Genomic DNA, 17,643 nt, shown 5'->3' on the forward strand with positions numbered 1-17,643 from the left:
GGCCCTCCTCTCCCCCGCCCCGCACAGGGCACAATGCCGGAGGAACCACACCGAAAGCCGCGCACCGGGTATTGGAGGGGCCGTGCAGCCGCAATGGACCGGACCGCCGGCGCCCCGGCTGATGCTCCGGGTGGACCACACCCGGATCCCCGGGGTCCGAGGCGGAACCCCGGTGATCGCCGAGGCGGACGGGCGGCGCTGGCGGCTGGCCGCCGGAACCAACCCGCTGCCCGTCCCGCCCGGCGTCCGCACCCTGCGCGTCTGGTGCTCCTACTACGGGATCAAGGCCGGCCTGGCCGAACTGACCGTGGACACCTCGGGCCCCTACCCGCTGCTCGTGCACTACGCCCCGCCGCTGACCGTCTACAACCGCGGCGCCCTGGCCCTCCACCCCGTCCCCCGCCCCGGCCGCACCACCCTGCTGGCCGTCCTGATCGGCGCGCCGGCGGCGGTCCTGGCAGCGGTGGCCGTCCTGGCGGCCCTCCACCACCTGGCCGGCTAGCGCCGCCCCGAACCTCCCCGCCGGGCCCCGGCCCGCCGTGGAAGACTGGCCCGCATGGGCGACACGGACGGCCCCTCCCGGCACCCGGAACTCCGGTCCTTCCTGGAATCACTGCGCCCCGGCGAGACCCTCTCCGGCACCGTCGCGGCGATCGAGCGGTTCGGCGTGTTCGTGGCGCTGGACGACGGCCCCGACCACCCGGTCCTCCCCGGCACCGGCTTCATCACCGTCCCCGAGCTGTCCTGGCGGCGGATCGAATCGCCCTCCGACGCCGTCCGCCCCGGCCGGCGCGTCTCCTGCGCCTTCCTCCGATTCGACCCCCGGAACCTGGAGGCCCGGCTCTCCCTGCGGGCGCTGCACCCGGACCCCTTCCAGGCGTTCGCCGACCGCACACCCGTGGGCGGGAGACTCCGCGGACGGGTCACCAAGCTGGTCCCGTTCGGAGCCTTCGTCCGGGTCGCCGACGGGATCGAAGGCCTGGTCCACCTGACCGAACTCGCCCCGGAGCCGGTGGCGGACCCCGCGGAGGCCGTCCGGACCGGCGACGAGGTCGCGGTCACCGTCATCGCGATCGACCGGGAGCGGCGCAGACTGGCCCTCTCCCGGCGGCGGGCCTGAGCCCCCGGGGCCCCGCCCCGCTTCCCCGCTGGTCTCGGCGTCGCGGCCCTGCCAGAGCGCTCCGATGGGGCCGCAGCGCCGAGGCCGACGCGAGAGGGGGGCGGGGGCCGGACGGAGCGGGCGCCTCGCGGGGCGAACCCCGTGGCCAACCGCCTACCCGACAGGTTCTCAGCCGCCCCGCCCGCCGCGCTCCCGCCACTCGGCCAGGACCTGCTCCACGTCGAACGGCATCATGTTCAGCGCCGGACCGGACTGCGGCGCCCGCACCGTCTCGGCGATGGTCTCGTTGATCTCCTCGATGATCCGCCGCGCCTCGGCCTCGGTGCGGGCGCCGACCGCGGCCGCGCGGGCCTCCTCGGCCTCCTTGCGCACCTGGAGCGCGCGGGGCAGCGGCGCCACCCCCTCCTCCTGCACCTTCTTGCGGACCCACCACAGGTCGTCGCGGGGCCGGTCGATGTCCGGGATGGGCTTGCCGGCGCCGGGCAGGCCGTCGAACTCACCGCGCTCGGTCGCCTCGCGGACCATCTTGTCCACCCAGCTCTCGAACTCCATCCCCGCGGGCTTGCGCTCGGTCACGTCCTGCTCCTCCCTGCCGCCGGGGGCGGGGCGCCCCGCCCCTCCTCCCGACGGTAACCCCGCCCGGCGGAACCGTCCGGCCGGGACCGCACGGCGCCGCGCGGAAAGGGGCGGAGCGGAGCGCCCCGGAGCGGGCCGTGCGCCGCCGTCCCACTTCCGCGTTGATCTTGGGGCTATCAGAGCGCTCTGATAGCCCCAAGATCAACGGGGCGGCCCGACGCCGGTTCTCCGGGCCCCGGGGGGCGCCCGGGACCCGGGGCCGGGGGTCCGGGCGCACCGGCGGGACGGGCCACCTCCGCGCGGACGTCACGAAAGCCCCCCGCACCCGCGCCGGGCTCACCGCCCCGGCCGCCCGGGGCCGCCCCCAGGAGCGGCGCAGGACCTCGGCGGCCGGGGCGGGCCGGGCGGAGCCGGGTGCGGGCGGCGATCACAGGCCACCTCCCCCCATCGGCCGCCCCGATGCCCCGGCCCCCAGGTTGAAAAACAAGCTCAGGCCGGCTCCAGCCGCCCGTCCACCCGGCGCGGAACGCCCGCCGGGCCGTCCCGCAGCTCGGCCGGGAGCGCCCACTGCGGAGCGTCCTGCCAGGTCACCGGGCGCAGGAAGCGGCGGATCGCACTCGCCCCCACCGAGCTGTACGGGGCGCTCGCCGACGGCCACGGGCCGCCGTGCGTCTGCGCCCACGACACCCGAACCCCCGTCGGGAACCCGCCGAACACCACCCGGCCGGCCCGCTCCCGCAGCATCCCCGCCAGCTCGGCGGCGGCCTCCGCCTCCGTCTCCCCATCGCAGTGCAGCGCCGCCGCCAGCGAACCCGGCACCCGGTCCAGCGCCGCCGCCAGCTCCTCCGCGCCCGCGTAGCGGACCAGCACGGTCAGCGGACCGAAGCACTCCTCCGCGGCCTCCGCGCCGAACCGGCCGGCCGGCACCGACAGCAGCCGCGGCCCGGCCCGGAAGCCCTCCGCGCCCCGCCCGTCCCGCCCGGCGGCGAGCACCCGCACCCCCGGCAGCCCGGCCAGCCGCTCGGCCGCCGCCAGGTAGGAGGCGCGCACCCCGGCGTTGAGCAGCACCGCCTCCCCCGCCCCGGCGAAGCCCTCCCGCACCGCCTCCACCAGCGCGTCCCCCGCCGGCCCGGACGGCACGAACACCAGCCCCGGCTTGGTGCACAGCTGCCCGCCGGAGCCGGTCACCGACGCCAGCACCCCGGCCGCGATCCCGGCGGCGCGCGCCCGCGCCGCCCCCTCGGTCACCACCACCGGGTTGATCCCGGACAGCTCCCCGTAGAACGGGACCGGATCCGGCCGGGCCGCCGCGATGTCCATCAGCGCCCGGCCGCCCGCCGCCGACCCGGTGAACCCGACCGCCCTGATCCGCGGATCGGCCACCAGCGCCGCCCCGGCCTCCCGGCCGTGCACCAGGCCCAGCACCCCCTCCGGCGCCCCGGCCCGCTCGGCCGCCCCCGCCAGCGCCTCGAACGCCAGCCGCGACGTCCCCGGGTGCGACTCGTGCGCCTTGACCACCACCGGGCAGCCCGCCGCCAGCGCCGACACCGTGTCGCCGCCGGGCACCGAGAACGCCAGCGGGAAGTTGGCCGCACCGAACACCGCGACCGGGCCGATCGGCACCAGCATCCGCCGCAGGTCCGGCCCCGGCCCCAGCGGGGTGCCGCCCGCCCGGTCGATCGCCGCCTCCAGGTAGGAGCCCTCCTCCAGCACCTCGGCGAAGTGCCGGGCCTGGTGCACGGTCCGGGTCAGCTCGCCGCCCAGCCGGTCGGCGCCCAGCGCCGTCTCCCCGTCGGCGGTCCGGACGATCTCGGCGCGCCGGGCCTCCAGCGCCTCCCCGGCCGCGCGCAGCAGTCCGGCGCGGAACGCCCGCCCGGCCCGGTCCAGGGCGGGCGCCGCCCGCGCGGCGGCCTGCGCGGCCGCCTCCGCCTCCCCGGGGGCGGAGAGCGGCACCGGCTCCCCGATCGGCTCGGCGGTGCGGGGGTCGATGCCGGTCTCGGCGGCCGCGCGCGGCCCCGTTCTCTCGTCTGCGCTGGTCATCGTGCTCCTTGTCGAACGTCCCGGCCGGTTCCGGCCGGGGGCGGCGGCCCCGGGCGGGGCCGGCGCGCGGTGGTCACGGTTCGCGGGGCGGCTCGGCGGACCGCCGGGCGGCGCGGTGCGCCGGGGCGTCCTCGCCGCTCCAGTAGTCGGCGCCGGCGACACCGGCGGCCTCGGGGTCGAAGACCGGGTCCAGGCCGCGGCGGCGCTGGGCGTCGTAGTCGCGCAGCGCAGCCAGGGCCGGCCGGGCGAGGAAGATCAGGCAGACCATGTTGACCCAGGCCAGCGAGGCGTACCCGACGTCGCCGACGGCCCAGATCAGGTCCGCGGACTGCACCGAGGCGTACATCGTCACCGCGGTCATCGCCACCCGCAGGGCGGTCCGGGCGGCGGGGCGCGGCGACAGGTAGGCCAGGCTGGTGTCGGCGATGTAGAAGAAGGCGACCAGGGTGGTGAACGCGAACAGGGTGATCGCCGCGGCGACGAACACCGGCCCCGCGCCGGGGAGCACCGAGCTGACCGCCTCCTGGGTGAAGGCCGGGCCGGCCTCGGTTCCCGGCAGGTGCTCGGCGAGCGTCCTCCCGTCCTCGGTCCGCACGTTGTAGCTGCCGGTGACCACGATCATCAGGCCGGTCGCGGTGCACACCAGCAGGGTGTCGATGTAGATCGAGAAGGCCTGCACCAGCCCCTGCTTGACCGGGTGCGAGACGTCGGCGGCGGCCGCCCCGTAGGTGCCCTCGCCGACGCCGGCCACGTTGGAGAACAGGGCGCGGCGCACGCCCCAGGCCACGGCGGCGCCGACGATCCCGCCGAACGCCGCGTCGGTGCCGAAGGCGCTGCCCAGCACCAGCATCGCGGCGCCCGGCAGCGCCGGGGCGTTGGCGGCCAGCACCGCGACGGCGGCCAGCAGGTAGCCCGCCGCCATCACCGGTACCAGGGTGTCGGCCACGGCCACGATGCGCTTGCGCCCGCCGAAGACCACGTAGCCGAAGGCGGCGGTGAGCACGGCGCCGGTGATCCACGGGTCGGTGCCGGTGGCGGTCCGCACCGCGGCGGTGATGTTGTTGGCCTGGATGCCGGGGGCGAGCACCCCGTAGAGGGTGAGTGCGGTGAGCGCGGCGGCCGCGGCCAGCGGCTTCAGGCCCAGTCCCCGTTCGATGTAGTAGGGGATGCCGCCGCGGAACCGGCCGTCGACCTTCCTCTTGTAGATCTGGGCGAGGGTCGATTCGACGAACGCGAGCGCGCCGCCGACCAGCGCCATCACGCACATCCAGACCAGCGCGCCGGGCCCGCCGGCCGCGATCGCGGTGGCCACGCCGGCGATGTTGCCCACGCCGACCCGGCTGGACAGGGTGAGCATCAGCGCCTGGAAGGAGGAGACGCCCTCCTCCGCGTCCCGGCCGCCGGTCTTGCCCGCGCGGATCTGGCGGACCGCCTCGGGCAGCAGCCGGAACTGCACTCCCCTGGTCAGCACGGTGAGGACCAGGCCCAGGCCGAGGGCGAGCACCACCAGCGGGTTCCACAGCCAGTCGTTGATCGTGACGAGGATTTCCATACGGACCAGCTCTCGGTCGTCCGTGGGAGGGCCCCGGGGCGGCGGGCGCGGTCGGGGCGCCCGGGTGCCGCTCCGCGCGGAGCCCGGCGGGGGGATGCGGCGCCGTGGCGGCGCCGGTGGCGGTGGACCGCGGTGCGCGGTTCCGCCCGGTGGGCCCCGCCCCGCGGCCGCCCGTCCGGGGCGGGCGCGGGGCGCGGTGGGCGCCCCGGCCGCCGGGGGCGGGGGCGGCGGTGCGCGGGGCGGGGCCGGGGAGCGGCGGGGCGGCGCGCGGCCGCCCCGCGTCAGAGGGTGAAGCCCCGGGGGAACGGGTCCCGGGGGTCGAGGAGGTACTGCCCCATGCCGGTGATCCAGGCGCTGCCGGTCACCGCGGGCACCACGGCCGGCACCCCGCCGGCCTCGGTCTCCTCCAGCAGGCGCCCGGTGAACCGGGTGCCCAGCAGCGACTCGTTGGTGAAGTCGCGGCCCAGCGGCAGCTCGCCGCGCGCGTGCAGCTGGGCCATCCGGGCGCTGGTGCCGGTGCCGCAGGGCGACCGGTCGAACCAGCCCGGGTGGATCACCATCGCGTTGCGGGCGTCGGAGCCGTCCCGGCCCGGCGCGGTGATCTGCACGTGCTTGCACCCGGAGATGGCGGGGTCGGCGGGGTGGACGGGGCGGTTCCGCTCGTTGATCGCCGCCATGACCGCCAGGCCGGCCCGCATCATCTCGTCCTTGGCGGACTTCTCGAAGGGGATGCCGAGCTTCCCGGCGTCGACGATGGCGTAGAAGTTGCCGCCGTAGGCCATGTCGTAGCCGACCTCGCCGAGGCCGGGGACGTGCACCGAGGCGTCCAGCTCCAGGGAGAAGGAGGGGACGTTGCGGATGGTGACCGCGGCGGCGCGGCCGTCCTCCACCGCGACCTCGGCGGTGACCAGCCCGGCGGGGGTGTCCAGCCGGACCCGGGTGACGGGCTCGGTGACCTCCACCATCCCGGTCTCCACCAGCACGGTGGCCACCCCGATGGTGCCGTGCCCGCACATCGGCAGGCAGCCGGAGACCTCGATGTAGAGGACGCCCCAGTCGGCGTCGGGGCGCAGCGGCGGCTGCAGGATCGCCCCGCTCATCGCCGGGTGCCCGCGCGGCTCGTTGACCAGCAGCTCGCGGATGTGGTCCAGGTGCTCGGCGAAGTGGGTGCGGCGCTCCGCCATGGTCGCCCCGGGGACGGGGGCCACGCCCCCGGTGATCACCCGGGTCGGCATGCCCTCGGTGTGCGAGTCGACCGCGGAGAAGTAGCGTGCGGCGCGCATGTCAGGCCGCCGGGTTCGCGGTCAGGTGGTCGATGGCGCGGCGCATGTCGGCCTCCAGGGCGGCCAGCGCGTCCGCGCCGAGGGGGCCGCGCGGCGGCCGGCAGGGCCCGCCGTACCGGCCGACCATGTCCATGCCGTACTTGATGGCCTGCACGAACTCGGTGCGCGAGTCCCAGCGGAACGCGGCGACCAGCGGCTCGTACAGCGCCCGGGCCTCCTCCAGCTTCCCGGCCAGCGCCAGCTCGTAGAGGCGGGCCGACTCGGCGGGGAAGACGTTGGGGAATCCGGCGAACCAGCCGGTGGCGCCCATCAGCAGCGCCTCCAGGGCGACGTCGTCGGCGCCGGCCACCACGTTCAGCCCGGGGGCGCGCTCGCGCAGCTCCAGCACCCGGCGGACGTCGCCGGAGAACTCCTTGACCGCGACGACGTTGTCGATCGCGGCGATCTCGGCGACCAGCTCCGGCCGCATGTCGACCTTGGTGTCGATCGGGTTGTTGTAGGCCATCACCGGCAGGCCGACCGCGGCCACCTGCTCGAAGTGGTGCACCACCTCGGCGTCGCCGGCCCGGTACATGGTCGGCGGCAGGCACAGCACGCCGTCGGCGCCGTCCTCGGCGGCCTTCTCCGCCCACTCCCGGGCCTGGTGCGCGCCGACGCCGTGCACCCCGACCACGACGACGCCGTCGCCGCCGACCGCCTCGATCGCGGTGCGCGCCACGGCGCGCCGCTCCTCGGCGGTCAGCGAGGAGTACTCGCCGAGGGAGCCGTTGGGGCCGACGCCGCGGCAGCCGCTCTCCACCAGCCAGCGGCAGTGCTCGGCGTAGCGGTCCAGGTCGACGCGGAGCCCGGCGGGTGCCGCCGGGTCCTCGGCGTAGGGCAGCGCGGTGGCGACGATGACGCCGTCCAGTCTCTCTTCGGTCATCGGGACTCCTTGTCGGTTTCGGCGGGGGTGTGCACGGCGGTGGTGGTCTCATGGGGCGGCGGAGCGGGCGGCCTCCGGCCGGCGGTGCGCGGCGCCGCGCACCGTGCCGCTCCCGGAGCGGCCCGCGGGTCGGGGCCCGCTCTCCTCCGGTGCGGCGGCCGCGGGGGCACCGGCTCAGCCCTCCGCCGCGTCCGGTGCGGCGGCCAGGGGGTCCTCGGCCAGTTCGCCGAGGCGGATCGGGGCGGCGATCGGGCGGCGGGCGAAGCCGTCCGCGAGGCCGGGGGCGCCGACCAGCTCGGCGGCGTTGCGGGCGCAGATGCGGCCCTGGCACGGGCCCAGGCCGACCCGGGTGGCCAGTTTCAGCGACCGGGTGCCGACCGCCTGGCGGGCGCGGGCGGCCCCGATCAGCTCGGCCCGGCCGACCTCCTCGCACCGGCAGACGAGGGTGTCGTCGCGGAGCCAGCCCTGCCAGCCGGGGCGGACCGGGTGGGCGGCGGCGAGCGCGGCGGCGAACCTGCGGCCGCGGCGCACCCGGCGCAGCGCGCGCAGCGGCGGCCGGGCGCCGAACCCGAGCAGCCGGGCGGCGGCCGCCCCGGCGACCTCGCCCTCGGCCGCGGCGAGGTCGGCGCCGCCGATGCCGGTGAGCTCCCCGGCGGCGAACACCCCGGGCACCGAGGTGGCCTGGGCGGCGTCGACCGCGGCGAACCCGCCGGCCATGGCGCAGCCGGCGGCGACGGCGAGCTCGGTGCGCGGGGTGAAGCCGAAGCCGACGCAGACCGCGTCCGCCTCGACGGTCCGCTCGGTTCCGGGGACCGGGTTCCAGTCCGGGTCCAGGCGGACGGTGGTGGCGGCCCGCACCGCGCCGTCGCCGTGCGCCGCCACGACGGCGGTGCGCGGCCGGTAGGGGACGCGGTGCCGGGCCAGCAGGGCGAGGTGGCCGGCGAGCTCGCCGAGCTTTCCGGTGCCGGCGGCGAGGCCCGCGGGGTCGCGCAGCCAGCCGGTGACCGGCTCCCCCGCTTCCAGGACGGCGGCCACCCGGGCGCCGGCGCCGATCAGCGAGCGGGCGACGGGGAGCAGGAACGGGCCGGTCCCGGAGAGCAGCACCCGGCGGCCCACCGCGATCCGCTGCTCCTTGGCGAGCGCCTGGGCGGCTCCGGCGGTGCAGACGCCGGGCAGGTCCCAGCCGGGGAAGGGCAGCGCGCGGTCGTGCGCGCCGGTGGCCAGCACCAGGGCGGCGGCGTCCACGGTGCGGCCGCGCCGCCCGGGGGCGTCGGCCGGTCCGGTGCGCAGGTGCAGCCGGCGCCCGCCGCCGGGGGCGGGTTCGACGGCCCAGACGGAGGTGTCGGGCAGGTGCTCGGTCCCGGCGGGCAGCGCGGTGGCCCGGTCGCGGCGCGCGGTCCCGGCCGCGTCGGCGAGGGCGTCGCGGCGCAGGTACTGGCCGCCGGGGGCGGGCTCGGAGTCGATCAGCAGGACGCCGGCCCCGGCCGCCGCGGCGGCTCGGGCGGCGGCCAGCCCGGCGGGCCCGGCGCCGACCACGGCGACGCGGGCGGTCTCGCGGCTCATGAGGGGAGCTCCGCTCCGCGCTGGACGCGGACGTCGTCGCCGTCGGCGACCCGGCGCCGGCAGGCCCGCACGTCGGGCACGCCGTTGACCACGACCAGGCAGTCGAAGCAGACGCCGATCCCGCAGAACACGCCGCGCGGCCTGCCTTCGCCCCGGGTGGTGCGCCAGGAGCGGCGCCCCATCCCGAGCAGCACCCCGGCCACGGTCTGGCCGGGCCGGGCGGCGACCTCTTCGCCGTCCACCCTGATCTTCAGCACCTCACCCACCGGGGCGCTCCTCACTTCGTCGGTGTCGTCCGCCGCGACCGGTCTCAGCGCCCGATCGCGGAACGGAAGGGGCCTGCGGCGCCGCGCGGAAGGTCCGGGCGGGGCGGCGGAGCCGCCCGGCGCCGGGACCGGGTACGGGGCGCTCCCGCCCGGAACCGGGGCCCGGCGCACTCCGGGCCTCCCGCGCAGGGGAGTCCGCCGCACTCGCTCCGGGGCCGAAGGGCCGCCCCGGACGGGTCCGGAGGCCGCACCCCAACCCGGAAAGCGCCGGCGCCGGCCCCCGCGGGTTCGGGCGGGTCCGACGGCTCCCCTCGGTGGGGCCCCGGAACCGGCGTCCCGGCGCACCCCGGGCCTCCCGCGCGGAGGCGGCCTTCGCCTCGGCCCGAGGCCGGGATACCGGACCACCTGGACCACCTGCCCGGAAGAGGCGGCCCGCCCGCCCCACCGACGCTGAGTACCGCTGGTCCGGGCACATCCCCGGGGCGTTTCTTCCGCCGGGCGGCCCCGGCCGGGCCGCCGGCCGCGGGGCCTCCCCGGTGGGGAGGGGCGGCCGGTCCGGGCCGTGTCCGGGGCCGCTCCGGGGCCGCCGCTGCGGGCTGCTCTCCCACCGCATCAGAGCACCGCGCCCGCGGTCAGGGCCGGGCGGTCCGCCCGGAACGGGGCCGGGTCGACGACCGGGGAGGCGCCGGTGAACAGGTCGGCGAGGAGCCTGCCGGTGGCCGCGGCCAGGCCGATGCCGGCGCCCTCGTGGCCGGTGGCGTGCCACAGGCCGGGCAGCCGCGGGTCGGGGCCGATGACCGGGAGGTGGTCGGGGGCGTAGGGGCGGAACCCGCCGTAGGCGCGCATCACCGGGACCCGGGCGAGCACCGGGAAGAGCGCGGCGGCCTTGGCCGCGACGGCGCGCAGCACGTCCACGCGGACGGTGTCGTCGAAGCCGGCGCGCTGCCGGCTGGAGCCGATGAGCACGGTCCCGGCGCGGGTGGACTCCACCACGGTGGAGGTCTGCAGGTCGGCGCCGTCGCTGGCGACCGCGCCCACGTAGTCGGCGTCGTAGACCTTGCGGCGCACCGTGCCGGGCGGCAGCGGGGCCGTCACCAGCACCATGCCCCGGCGCGGCCGGACGTCGACCGGGGCTCCGGCGGCCGCGGAGAACTCCCCGGACCAGGGGCCGCAGGCGTTCACCACCGCCCCGCACGGGATGGTCCCGGCGTCGGTGCGCAGCCCGGCGACCCCGCCGGCGGCGGTGCGCTCGACGCCCAGGGCGGCGGTCCCGGGCCGGACCTCGCCGCCCCGGGCGCGGACCGCGGCGAGCAGCGCGGCGGCGGCGAGCACCGGCTGGAGCTGGGCGTCGTCGGGGTAGTGCACGGCGGCGGTGACCGCGCGGGTCAGGTGCGGCTCCAGGGCGAAGGCGGCCTCGGGGGCGATCTCCTCGGCGCGGACGCCGGCGCCGCGCTGGGCCGAGGCGAAGCCGGCCAGCGGCGCGGCGGACTCCCCGCCGGTGGCGACGACCAGGCCGCCCTTGGGCTCCCACTCGGCCTCGGCGGCCTGCGGTCCGATCTCCTCGGCGAGGCCGGCCAGGAGTTCGGGCCAGAGCCGCCGGGACGTCTTGGCCAGCTCCAGTTCGGGGCCGGGCTCCTTGTCCGAGACGAGGACGTTGCCCTCGCCGGCCGCGGTGGTGCCGGAGGCGGGTGCGCCCCGGTCGACCACGGCCACCCGCAGGCCGGCGGCGCTGAGCGCCTCGGCGCAGGCCGCGCCGATCACCCCCGCGCCCGCCACCACGACGTCCGGATGCCCCTGCACGCCGCACCACCCCTCACTTGCGTTCATTTAACTGAACGACTGCGAGGCTAGCCATGAGACACCGGTCACGTCAATGCCTGAATGTGAGGCAAATGCGCCACTTCAAAGGGCATCTACCGCGCCGAAGCGGTACCACGATGGGTTCGACCGTTCATGTTGACGAACGAATAGTCGATCGAAGGGCCAGGGTGAAGGCGGTCGCCCAAGCGCGGCACGTCGCGGAGCGAAGGTTCAAGCGGGCGGCGACGGCGGGAGCGTGTGCCGGCCGGTCGGTCGGGCGCGGCACCCCACAGGGTGAGAGTTCAGGCAGGCAGCGACGGCACAGGTAGGACCGGAGCGCGGGGATCACCCGGGCGCGGCGCCCCACGGGGTGAGGGTTCAGGCGGGCGGCGAGGGCGGCGGTGGGGACCGGCTGGTCGGTCCGGCGCGGCGCCCCACGGAGCGAAGGTTCAAGCAGGCGGCGACGGCAGCGGTAGGGGCGGGGCGGAGGCGATCGCCCGGGCGCGGCGTCTCGCGGGGTGGCGGTTCAAGCGGGCAGCGAGGGCGGGAGGGCGTGCTGGCTGGTCGGTCTGGCGCGGCGCCCCACGGGGTGATGGCGCGAACCGGCGGCGACGGCGAAGGGAGAGGCGGGGTGCAGGCGTCGCCCGGGTGCCGGGCCCCACGGGGTCGGGGTTCACGCAGGCGGCAAAGGCGGCGGTGGGGGACCGGCCGGTCGGTCGGTCCGGTGCGGCAGAGCAGGGAGGGGCGGGCCGGGGCGGCGGGTTCGCCGTTCCCGCGCCGCCCGGGCGCCGTTGCCGGCCGCCCTTGAAACCGCTCCCCCTCCCTGACCTGGGTGAATACGCAGGGTGATGGCTGGGTGGGGCGCCCTGCGCACCGCGAGAGCACCCCGGTGATTCCTGGGCGCGCATCCCGGGCCGGATCGGTCCCCTGAGGGCCCGATCAGCCCTGATCGGGCCGGTGATCAGGGGTTCGAGCCGCCCGGAAGGCCGCAAAGTAGGGGGCCGGAACCCGGGCAGGGGTGACGCGGGGGCGGAATGCCGCTTTTACCCTCCCGGGAGGCCCTGCTTTGGCCACTCTGAGTGATCGGCGAGGGGGCAGTGGGGGCTTCGGGGCTTACTACTCGCCGGTAGATGTAATCGGGGTGCTCCCGCGGTGCGCAGGGCACCCCCGCCCCTGCCTGTCCCCTGCCGCAGACCCGGCATAGGGGATATGACCACCCCCGGCGGTGCGGGCGGGCCCACCCGCACCGCCGGGGCGCCGCGCCCGACCGACCGGCCGATCCCCACCGCCGCCGTCGCTGCCGGTTTGAGCCTTCGCCCCGTGGGGCGCCGCGCCCGACCGACCGGCCGGCCCCCACCGCCGCCGTCGCTGCCGGTTTGAGCCTTCGCCCCGTGGGGCGCCGCGCCCGACCGACCGGCCGGCCCCCACCGCCGCCCTCGCCGCCCGCCTGAACCTGCACTCCGTGGGGTGCCGCACCCGACCGACCGGTCCCCCTCCCGCCCTCGCCGCCGGTCTGAACCCCCGCCCCGTGAGACGCCGCGCCCGGGTGGGGCCTGCGCCCCGGCCCTACCCTCGCCGTCGCCGCCCGTTCGCCCCCCTCACCACCCACCCGGGTGAGGTGGATCGGCCGCTGTCGCCGTGCGGAGCCGCCTGCACGCCCGGCAGCCTCTCAGCAGGGAAAGGCGCCCTGCCCGGGTCAGTCCTGCCGCGCCCGGTTCCGGACCAGGGAGGCAATGCGGGCGGCGGCGACGACCGCGCAGGCCAGCGCCACCGCGCCGAGCAGCACCATGAACGAGGGGTACAGGTAGGGCACCTGGATCCAGGCCACGTCGCGGCCCCGGAACAGGAAGCCGACCACCCGGTGGATCTCGGCGAAGAGCAGCGGCGGCAGGGCGAGCGGCAGCAGCCGCAGCGCCGCCCCGAGCGGCCTCCCCGCCCGGCGGCCCGCCCAGCGGGGCGCGCGCCGCACCCCCGACCAGGCCGCGGCGGCGGCGCCGGCCGCCAGGACGGTGAGCAGCGCGTCGGTCCAGACCGCCGCGGCCTGCGACGGCGGCGCGGGCGCCGCCCCCTCCTCGATCAGGGCGATCAGCGCGTCCGCGATGGCCTGGGCGTCCCCGTAGGCCATACCGGTGTTGGCCATCACCGCGATTCCGTGGCCGGTCTCGGGCAGCAGCGCCTGGTAGGCGGTGGAGGTGAACAGGTCCCCGCCGTGCGCGATCACCGGCGCCCCCGACGGGGTCTCCCCGACCGACCAGCCCGGCGTGTAGGAGCCGGAGTTCGGCGTCGGGGTGTGCATCAGCTCGATGCTCTCCGCTGTGGCGATCCGGGCGCCGCCGGGGCCCTTCCCCCCGTTGCCCTGCGCGATGAGCCAGGCCGCCATGTCCTCGGCGGTGCTGATCACGCCGCCGGAGCCGTTGCCGAAGGCCCGGGGCTCGGGCGCCGCGACCGGCGCCCCGAAGGCCTTGAGGTGGCCGTGCGCGCTCGGCGGCAGGTCCCGGTCGGTATCGATGGTGGTGCTGTTCTCCATGCCGAGCGGTTCGAAGACCCCGTCCCGCAGCTGCTCGGCGAAGGGCCTGCCCGCGACCACCTCGACCAGGCGCGCGGCGACCTGGGTGTTGGGGTTGTGGTACTCGTGCCGCTCCCCCGGGTCGGCGGCCAGCCGCCCGGTGCGCATGCTCGCCACCGCTTCGCGCAGGTCGCCGGGCTGCTCGCGGGTGAAGGCGGGGAAGGTCGTGTCGGACATGCCCGAGGTCTGGTCGAGGAGCTGGAGCACGGTGATCCGCTCGGCGCGCGGGTCGGCCATCTCGAACTCGGGCAGATAGGTGCGGACCGGTTCGCCGAGGTCCACGTCGCCGGCCTCGACCAGTTGCAGCACCGCCGCCGCGGTGAAGGACTTGCTGACCGAGGCCATCGCCATCGGGGTGTCCGCGGTGACGGGGTCGCCGGCGGGGGTGGTGCCGTAGCCGGCCGCGTGCACGGTCTGCGCGCCCCGGGTGACGGCCACCGCGACACCGGGCACGCCGGCGGCGTCCCGGTACTCCTGCACGAGGGCGTCGATCGCGGAGGGGAGCGCCTCGGCCCCGTCTGCGGCAGCGGCGGCCGGTGCGCCGGGCAGGGCGGTCGCGGCGGCGAGGAGCGCGGCGCACGCGGCGGCGGCCGGGCGCCCGGTGCGCGGCGGGCGCGGGTCACGGGGGAACGGGGGCGGGAGCGTCTGGGATACAGGCACTCTCGACAGCCTAGGACCGCCCGGAGGGCCGCGCTCTCCGCGCCCGCGCCCGCCGGGCGATCGGTGGCCGCCGATTCCGGGCGGATGGATCAAGCCCTCTGCAGATCTGCAACAATAAGTAACGATTTCATTGCCGACCGTAATGAGAGTGACGTTATGGCACGCTTCCTGACCCGCACCGCCGCCGCGCTCGCCCTGTCCGCCGCCTTGGTGGGCCTGACCGCGGCCCCCGCCTCCGCCGACAAGTGGGACAGGGTGGTCACCGTCTGCTACCTGGTGATCATGTGCGACAACTAGGGCCCCTCCGGGCGGTGGGCCGCGGAGCCGGATGACCGGGGCCGCTCCGGCCTGCTGATCGACCTCTCGGCGGCGCCGCGCTTCCCGCGCCGCTCCGCCCCGAAGCCGGGTGGCCGTCCACCGCGCGGCCCCCTTCCGCGGACGCGCCGCCCGGCCGCCGGACCTCTCCGGGGCGCCGCGCCCGGCCGACGCCTGCACCCCGCCCCTGCCCTTGCCGTCGCCGCCCGTTTGAACCCCCGCCCCGTGGGGCGCCGCACCCGGGTGAGACGCCCGACCCCGCCGCTTCCTCCGCCGTACTGCCCGACCGCGCTGGACCACGCGGCTTTCAGGGCGGGCCTTCCCATGGGTGGTCTCGGGCCGGGGCGGCGGCCGCGCGCTCGGCGAGCAGGGCGGCGGGGGTGAAGCCGCGCGATTCAGGCTCGGCGGGTGCGCCCCGCAGCCGAGCAGCCCCGGCCATGCAGGGCCGGGCCGGCCGGGTATTCGAGCAGCAGGACCGAGGTGACGGTCTCCTCCCCCAGCGCCGCGTAGGAGTGCGGGCGGTTCGCGGAGAAGCACACGTAGTCGCCGGGGTGCAGCTCGTAGGGGGCGTCCACCGGGCCCAGCCGGAGCACTCCCCGGGTGACGATGTGGTGCTCGCGCCCGGGGTGGCCGTCGGAGTGCTGCTCGTCGCCGGGGCGGATGCGCTGGTCGTAGAGTTCGAAGGTGGCGTCGGCCAGGTCCAGGCGGCGCAGCATCCGCAGGTCGACGGCGTCCCCGCTGAACTCCTCCACGTCGGCGGAGCGGACCAGGACGGCGTCGGGGTCGCCGTGCTCGGCCAGCAGCGAGGAGACCGGGACCTCCAGGGCGTTCGACAGACTGAACACCGTCTCCAGGGTCGGGTTGCCCGAGCCGGACTCCAGCTGGGAGAGCGTCCCCTTGGCGATGTCCGACCGGCGGGCCAGCTCCGACAGCGACAGCCCCGCCTTCTCCCGCAGCACCCGCAGGTTGGCCGCGAGCACCCGGCCGCTCCGTTCGCGGACCACCCCAGCACCTCCTCCGTCCTCCGCCCCTCGGGGCCGGATCCGACCCGGGCGGCGCACCGCCCGCTTTCGCACCGCTCCGCAGAGCGTTCACTGAAATGTACATCGCCGATGCCTCAGGGCCGCAGTCGGCGGCTTCCGGCGGCCCGCTCGGCCCGCGCCGCCCCGGAGCAGGACGGGGCGGACCCCGGCCCGGGGCAGGATTCCGGCACCCCGGCCCCCGGTTCCGTACCGGCCGGTGGGTAGGAATCCTCCGTCCCGGCGGCGCGCCCTCCCGGAGAGAACGGAGCCCCGATGAACGGAACCGGTCCGGACCCGCTGCACTACACCGGCGCCGTCGAGCTGGCCCGGATGCTGCGCGGGCGGCAGGTCTCGGCCCGCGAGGTGGTGCGTGCGCACCTGGACCGGATCCATGCGGTGAACCCGCTGATCAACGCGGTCGTCACCCGGTGCGCGGACCGGGCGGTGGAGGAGGCCGCTGCCGCCGACGAGCGGCTGGCGCGCGGCGCCTCCCCCGGACCGCTGCACGGGCTCCCGGTGGCGGTCAAGGACGTGCACGACACCGCCGGGCTGCGCACCACGCACGGCTCCCCGGTCTACGCGGAGCGCGTTCCCGCCGCCGACGCGCTCATCGTGGAGCGGATGCGCGCGGCCGGCGCGATCGTGGTCGGCAAGACCAACGTCCCGGAGTTCGCCGCGGGCTCGCACACCTTCAACCCGGTCTTCGGCACCACCCGCAACCCCTACGACACGTCCCGGTCGGCGGGCGGCAGCAGCGGCGGGGCGGCGGCCGCGCTCGCCGCCGGCCTGCACCCGGTCGCCGACGGCTCCGACATGGGCGGCTCGCTGCGCAACCCGGCGTCGTTCTGCAACGTGGTGGGGCTGCGGCCGACCCCGGGGCGGGTCCCGGTCTGGCCGGCGGAGCTGCTGTGGGAGCCGCTGAGCACGCCCGGCCCGATGGGGCGGACCGTCGCCGACACCGCGCTGCTGCTCTCGGCGATCGCGGGGCCGGACCCGCGGACGCCGACCGCGCTGGACGATCCCGGGGCGCCGTTCGCCGAGGTGCCGGATTCCGGGCTCGCGGGGGTGCGGGTGGCACTCGCCCCGGACTTCGGCGGCGCCCTGCTGGTCGAGCCCGAGGTGGCGGCGGTGGTCGCGGAGGCCGGCCGGGTGATGGAGCGGCTCGGCGCCTCGGTGGAGGAGGTCCGCCCGGACTTCTCCGGCGCCGAGGAGGCCTTCCGCACCCTGCGCGCCTGGCGGTTCCACCTGGTCCTCGGCGACCTCCTCGACGCCCACCCCGGCCGGGTCAAGGAGGCGGTGGCGGCCAACGCGGCCCAGGGTGCGGCGCTGACCGGCGGGCAGGTGGGCCGGGCCCAGGCCGCGCTCGCCGGGCTGTACCACCGGTTCCGCGCCTTCTTCGGGCGGTTCGACGTGCTGCTGCTGCCGGTGAGCCAGCTCGCGCCGTTCGACGCCGGCCTGGAGTACCCGCCGGAGGTGGCGGGCGCCCCGGTGCCGGACTACCTGGCCTGGATGGCCTCCTGCTACTGGGTGAGCGCCACCGGCTGCCCGGCGGTCTCGGTGCCCGGCGGCTTCACCTCCGGCGGGCTGCCGGTCGGGGTGCAGCTGGTCGGCCCGCACCGCGGCGAGCGCGCCCTGCTCGGCCACGCGGCGGCCTTCGAGGCGGCGACCGGCCACGGCCGCCGCCGCCCGCCGCTGGACTGACCCCCGGGAGGTGCGCGGGGCGTCCGGCGGAAAGGCCGCCGGAGAGCCCGGCCGCTTTTCCGCGCCCGGCGGACGGTTCCGCCCTCCGGACGGCCGGAGAATAAAGAACGCGAGCCGACCGCCTTTTCTTTCACGGGAAATGCCTGCGATTACCGGAGAACACTCACCGGAGTCGCACCGGGGATCGCCTCCATGATTCACGACGAAAGCGGAGCAAAGGACCGAATGCACCGCCCCGGCCACCGGGAGCACCGCAC

14 protein-coding genes are annotated in these 17,643 nt (G+C 77.4%); 4 read left to right on the forward strand and 10 right to left on the reverse strand.

Annotated features, from left to right (window positions below; translation table 11 throughout):
- Positions 1 to 82 precede the first annotated feature (82 nt).
- Together J0910_RS17515 and J0910_RS17520 are read left to right on the forward strand one after the other, a co-directional pair.
- Positions 83 to 502, forward strand: a complete 420-nt coding sequence (locus tag J0910_RS17515) for a hypothetical protein (protein WP_420159598.1) — start codon at positions 83 to 85, stop codon at positions 500 to 502.
- A gap of 54 nt (positions 503 to 556) precedes the next feature.
- A complete protein-coding gene (locus J0910_RS17520) occupies positions 557 to 1,120 on the forward strand; it encodes a S1 RNA-binding domain-containing protein (protein ID WP_420159599.1) in 564 nt (187 codons plus the stop codon).
- A 168-nt stretch (positions 1,121 to 1,288) separates the two neighbouring features.
- Here the strand turns inward: J0910_RS17520 and J0910_RS17525 are convergent, their stop codons facing one another.
- From J0910_RS17525 to J0910_RS17565, 9 genes are all read right to left on the reverse strand, one after another.
- Positions 1,289 to 1,696 carry a DnaJ family domain-containing protein gene (locus tag J0910_RS17525; RefSeq protein ID WP_420159600.1) on the reverse strand — a complete coding sequence of 136 codons (408 nt, stop codon included), beginning with the start codon at positions 1,694 to 1,696 and terminating at the stop codon, positions 1,289 to 1,291.
- A gap of 489 nt (positions 1,697 to 2,185) precedes the next feature.
- Complete coding sequence (locus J0910_RS17530) at positions 2,186 to 3,736, reverse strand: aldehyde dehydrogenase family protein (protein ID WP_420159601.1); 1,551 nt, start codon at positions 3,734 to 3,736, stop codon at positions 2,186 to 2,188.
- A gap of 73 nt (positions 3,737 to 3,809) precedes the next feature.
- The gene (locus tag J0910_RS17535; protein WP_420159602.1) at positions 3,810 to 5,288 is read right to left on the reverse strand and encodes an alanine/glycine:cation symporter family protein; all 1,479 of its coding nucleotides are present in this window, start codon (positions 5,286 to 5,288) and stop codon (positions 3,810 to 3,812) included.
- A 281-nt stretch (positions 5,289 to 5,569) separates the two neighbouring features.
- The gene (locus J0910_RS17540) at positions 5,570 to 6,571 is read right to left on the reverse strand and encodes a proline racemase family protein (protein WP_420159603.1); all 1,002 of its coding nucleotides are present in this window, start codon (positions 6,569 to 6,571) and stop codon (positions 5,570 to 5,572) included.
- Position 6,572: 1 nt separating this feature from the next.
- Positions 6,573 to 7,493, reverse strand: coding sequence for a dihydrodipicolinate synthase family protein (locus J0910_RS17545; protein WP_420159604.1), 921 nt, complete (start codon positions 7,491 to 7,493; stop codon positions 6,573 to 6,575).
- A gap of 174 nt (positions 7,494 to 7,667) precedes the next feature.
- Positions 7,668 to 9,056 carry an FAD/NAD(P)-dependent oxidoreductase gene (locus J0910_RS17550; RefSeq protein WP_420159605.1) on the reverse strand — a complete coding sequence of 463 codons (1,389 nt, stop codon included), beginning with the start codon at positions 9,054 to 9,056 and terminating at the stop codon, positions 7,668 to 7,670.
- Complete coding sequence (locus J0910_RS17555; RefSeq protein ID WP_420159606.1) at positions 9,053 to 9,322, reverse strand: (2Fe-2S)-binding protein; 270 nt, start codon at positions 9,320 to 9,322, stop codon at positions 9,053 to 9,055. Before J0910_RS17555 ends, J0910_RS17550 begins: the two co-directional genes overlap by 4 nt.
- 612 nt (positions 9,323 to 9,934) lie before the next feature.
- Positions 9,935 to 11,149 (reverse strand): NAD(P)/FAD-dependent oxidoreductase, encoded by a 1,215-nt coding sequence (locus J0910_RS17560; protein WP_420159607.1) that lies wholly within the window; start codon positions 11,147 to 11,149, stop codon positions 9,935 to 9,937.
- 1,669 nt (positions 11,150 to 12,818) lie between these two features.
- Positions 12,819 to 14,348 (reverse strand): serine hydrolase domain-containing protein, encoded by a 1,530-nt coding sequence (locus tag J0910_RS17565; RefSeq protein ID WP_420159608.1) that lies wholly within the window; start codon positions 14,346 to 14,348, stop codon positions 12,819 to 12,821.
- Between the two features lie 156 nt (positions 14,349 to 14,504).
- Here J0910_RS17565 and J0910_RS17570 point away from each other — a divergent pair, with 156 nt between their 5' ends.
- A complete protein-coding gene (locus J0910_RS17570; protein ID WP_420159609.1) occupies positions 14,505 to 14,645 on the forward strand; it encodes a hypothetical protein in 141 nt (46 codons plus the stop codon).
- Between the two features lie 413 nt (positions 14,646 to 15,058).
- Here the strand turns inward: J0910_RS17570 and J0910_RS17575 are convergent, their stop codons facing one another.
- Positions 15,059 to 15,667: a helix-turn-helix domain-containing protein gene (locus tag J0910_RS17575; protein WP_420159610.1), complete on the reverse strand. Its 609-nt coding sequence runs from the start codon at positions 15,665 to 15,667 to the stop codon at positions 15,059 to 15,061.
- A gap of 291 nt (positions 15,668 to 15,958) precedes the next feature.
- On the opposite strand from J0910_RS17575, the gene J0910_RS17580 reads away from it, so the two are divergent.
- Positions 15,959 to 17,386 (forward strand): amidase, encoded by a 1,428-nt coding sequence (locus tag J0910_RS17580; protein WP_420159611.1) that lies wholly within the window; start codon positions 15,959 to 15,961, stop codon positions 17,384 to 17,386.
- Positions 17,387 to 17,643 lie beyond the last annotated feature (257 nt).

The sequence above is a fragment of the Nocardiopsis oceanisediminis genome, from assembly GCF_048595525.1.
GTDB classification, from domain to species: domain Bacteria; phylum Actinomycetota; class Actinomycetes; order Streptosporangiales; family Streptosporangiaceae; genus Nocardiopsis_A; species Nocardiopsis_A oceanisediminis.

Excerpts from the sequence above, each read along its gene's own strand:
- J0910_RS17520 (WP_420159599.1), top strand. The coding sequence starts at position 557 with ATGGGCGACACGGACGGCCCCTCCCGGCACCCGGAACTCCGGTCCTTC.
- J0910_RS17530 (WP_420159601.1), bottom strand. The coding sequence starts at position 3,736 with ATGACCAGCGCAGACGAGAGAACGGGGCCGCGCGCGGCCGCCGAGACC.
- J0910_RS17535 (WP_420159602.1), bottom strand. The coding sequence starts at position 5,288 with ATGGAAATCCTCGTCACGATCAACGACTGGCTGTGGAACCCGCTGGTG.
- J0910_RS17540 (WP_420159603.1), bottom strand. The coding sequence starts at position 6,571 with ATGCGCGCCGCACGCTACTTCTCCGCGGTCGACTCGCACACCGAGGGC.
- J0910_RS17545 (WP_420159604.1), bottom strand. The coding sequence starts at position 7,493 with ATGACCGAAGAGAGACTGGACGGCGTCATCGTCGCCACCGCGCTGCCC.
- J0910_RS17550 (WP_420159605.1), bottom strand. The coding sequence starts at position 9,056 with ATGAGCCGCGAGACCGCCCGCGTCGCCGTGGTCGGCGCCGGGCCCGCC.
- J0910_RS17560 (WP_420159607.1), bottom strand. The coding sequence starts at position 11,149 with ATGAACGCAAGTGAGGGGTGGTGCGGCGTGCAGGGGCATCCGGACGTC.
- J0910_RS17570 (WP_420159609.1), top strand. The coding sequence starts at position 14,505 with ATGGCACGCTTCCTGACCCGCACCGCCGCCGCGCTCGCCCTGTCCGCC.
- J0910_RS17580 (WP_420159611.1), top strand. The coding sequence starts at position 15,959 with ATGAACGGAACCGGTCCGGACCCGCTGCACTACACCGGCGCCGTCGAG.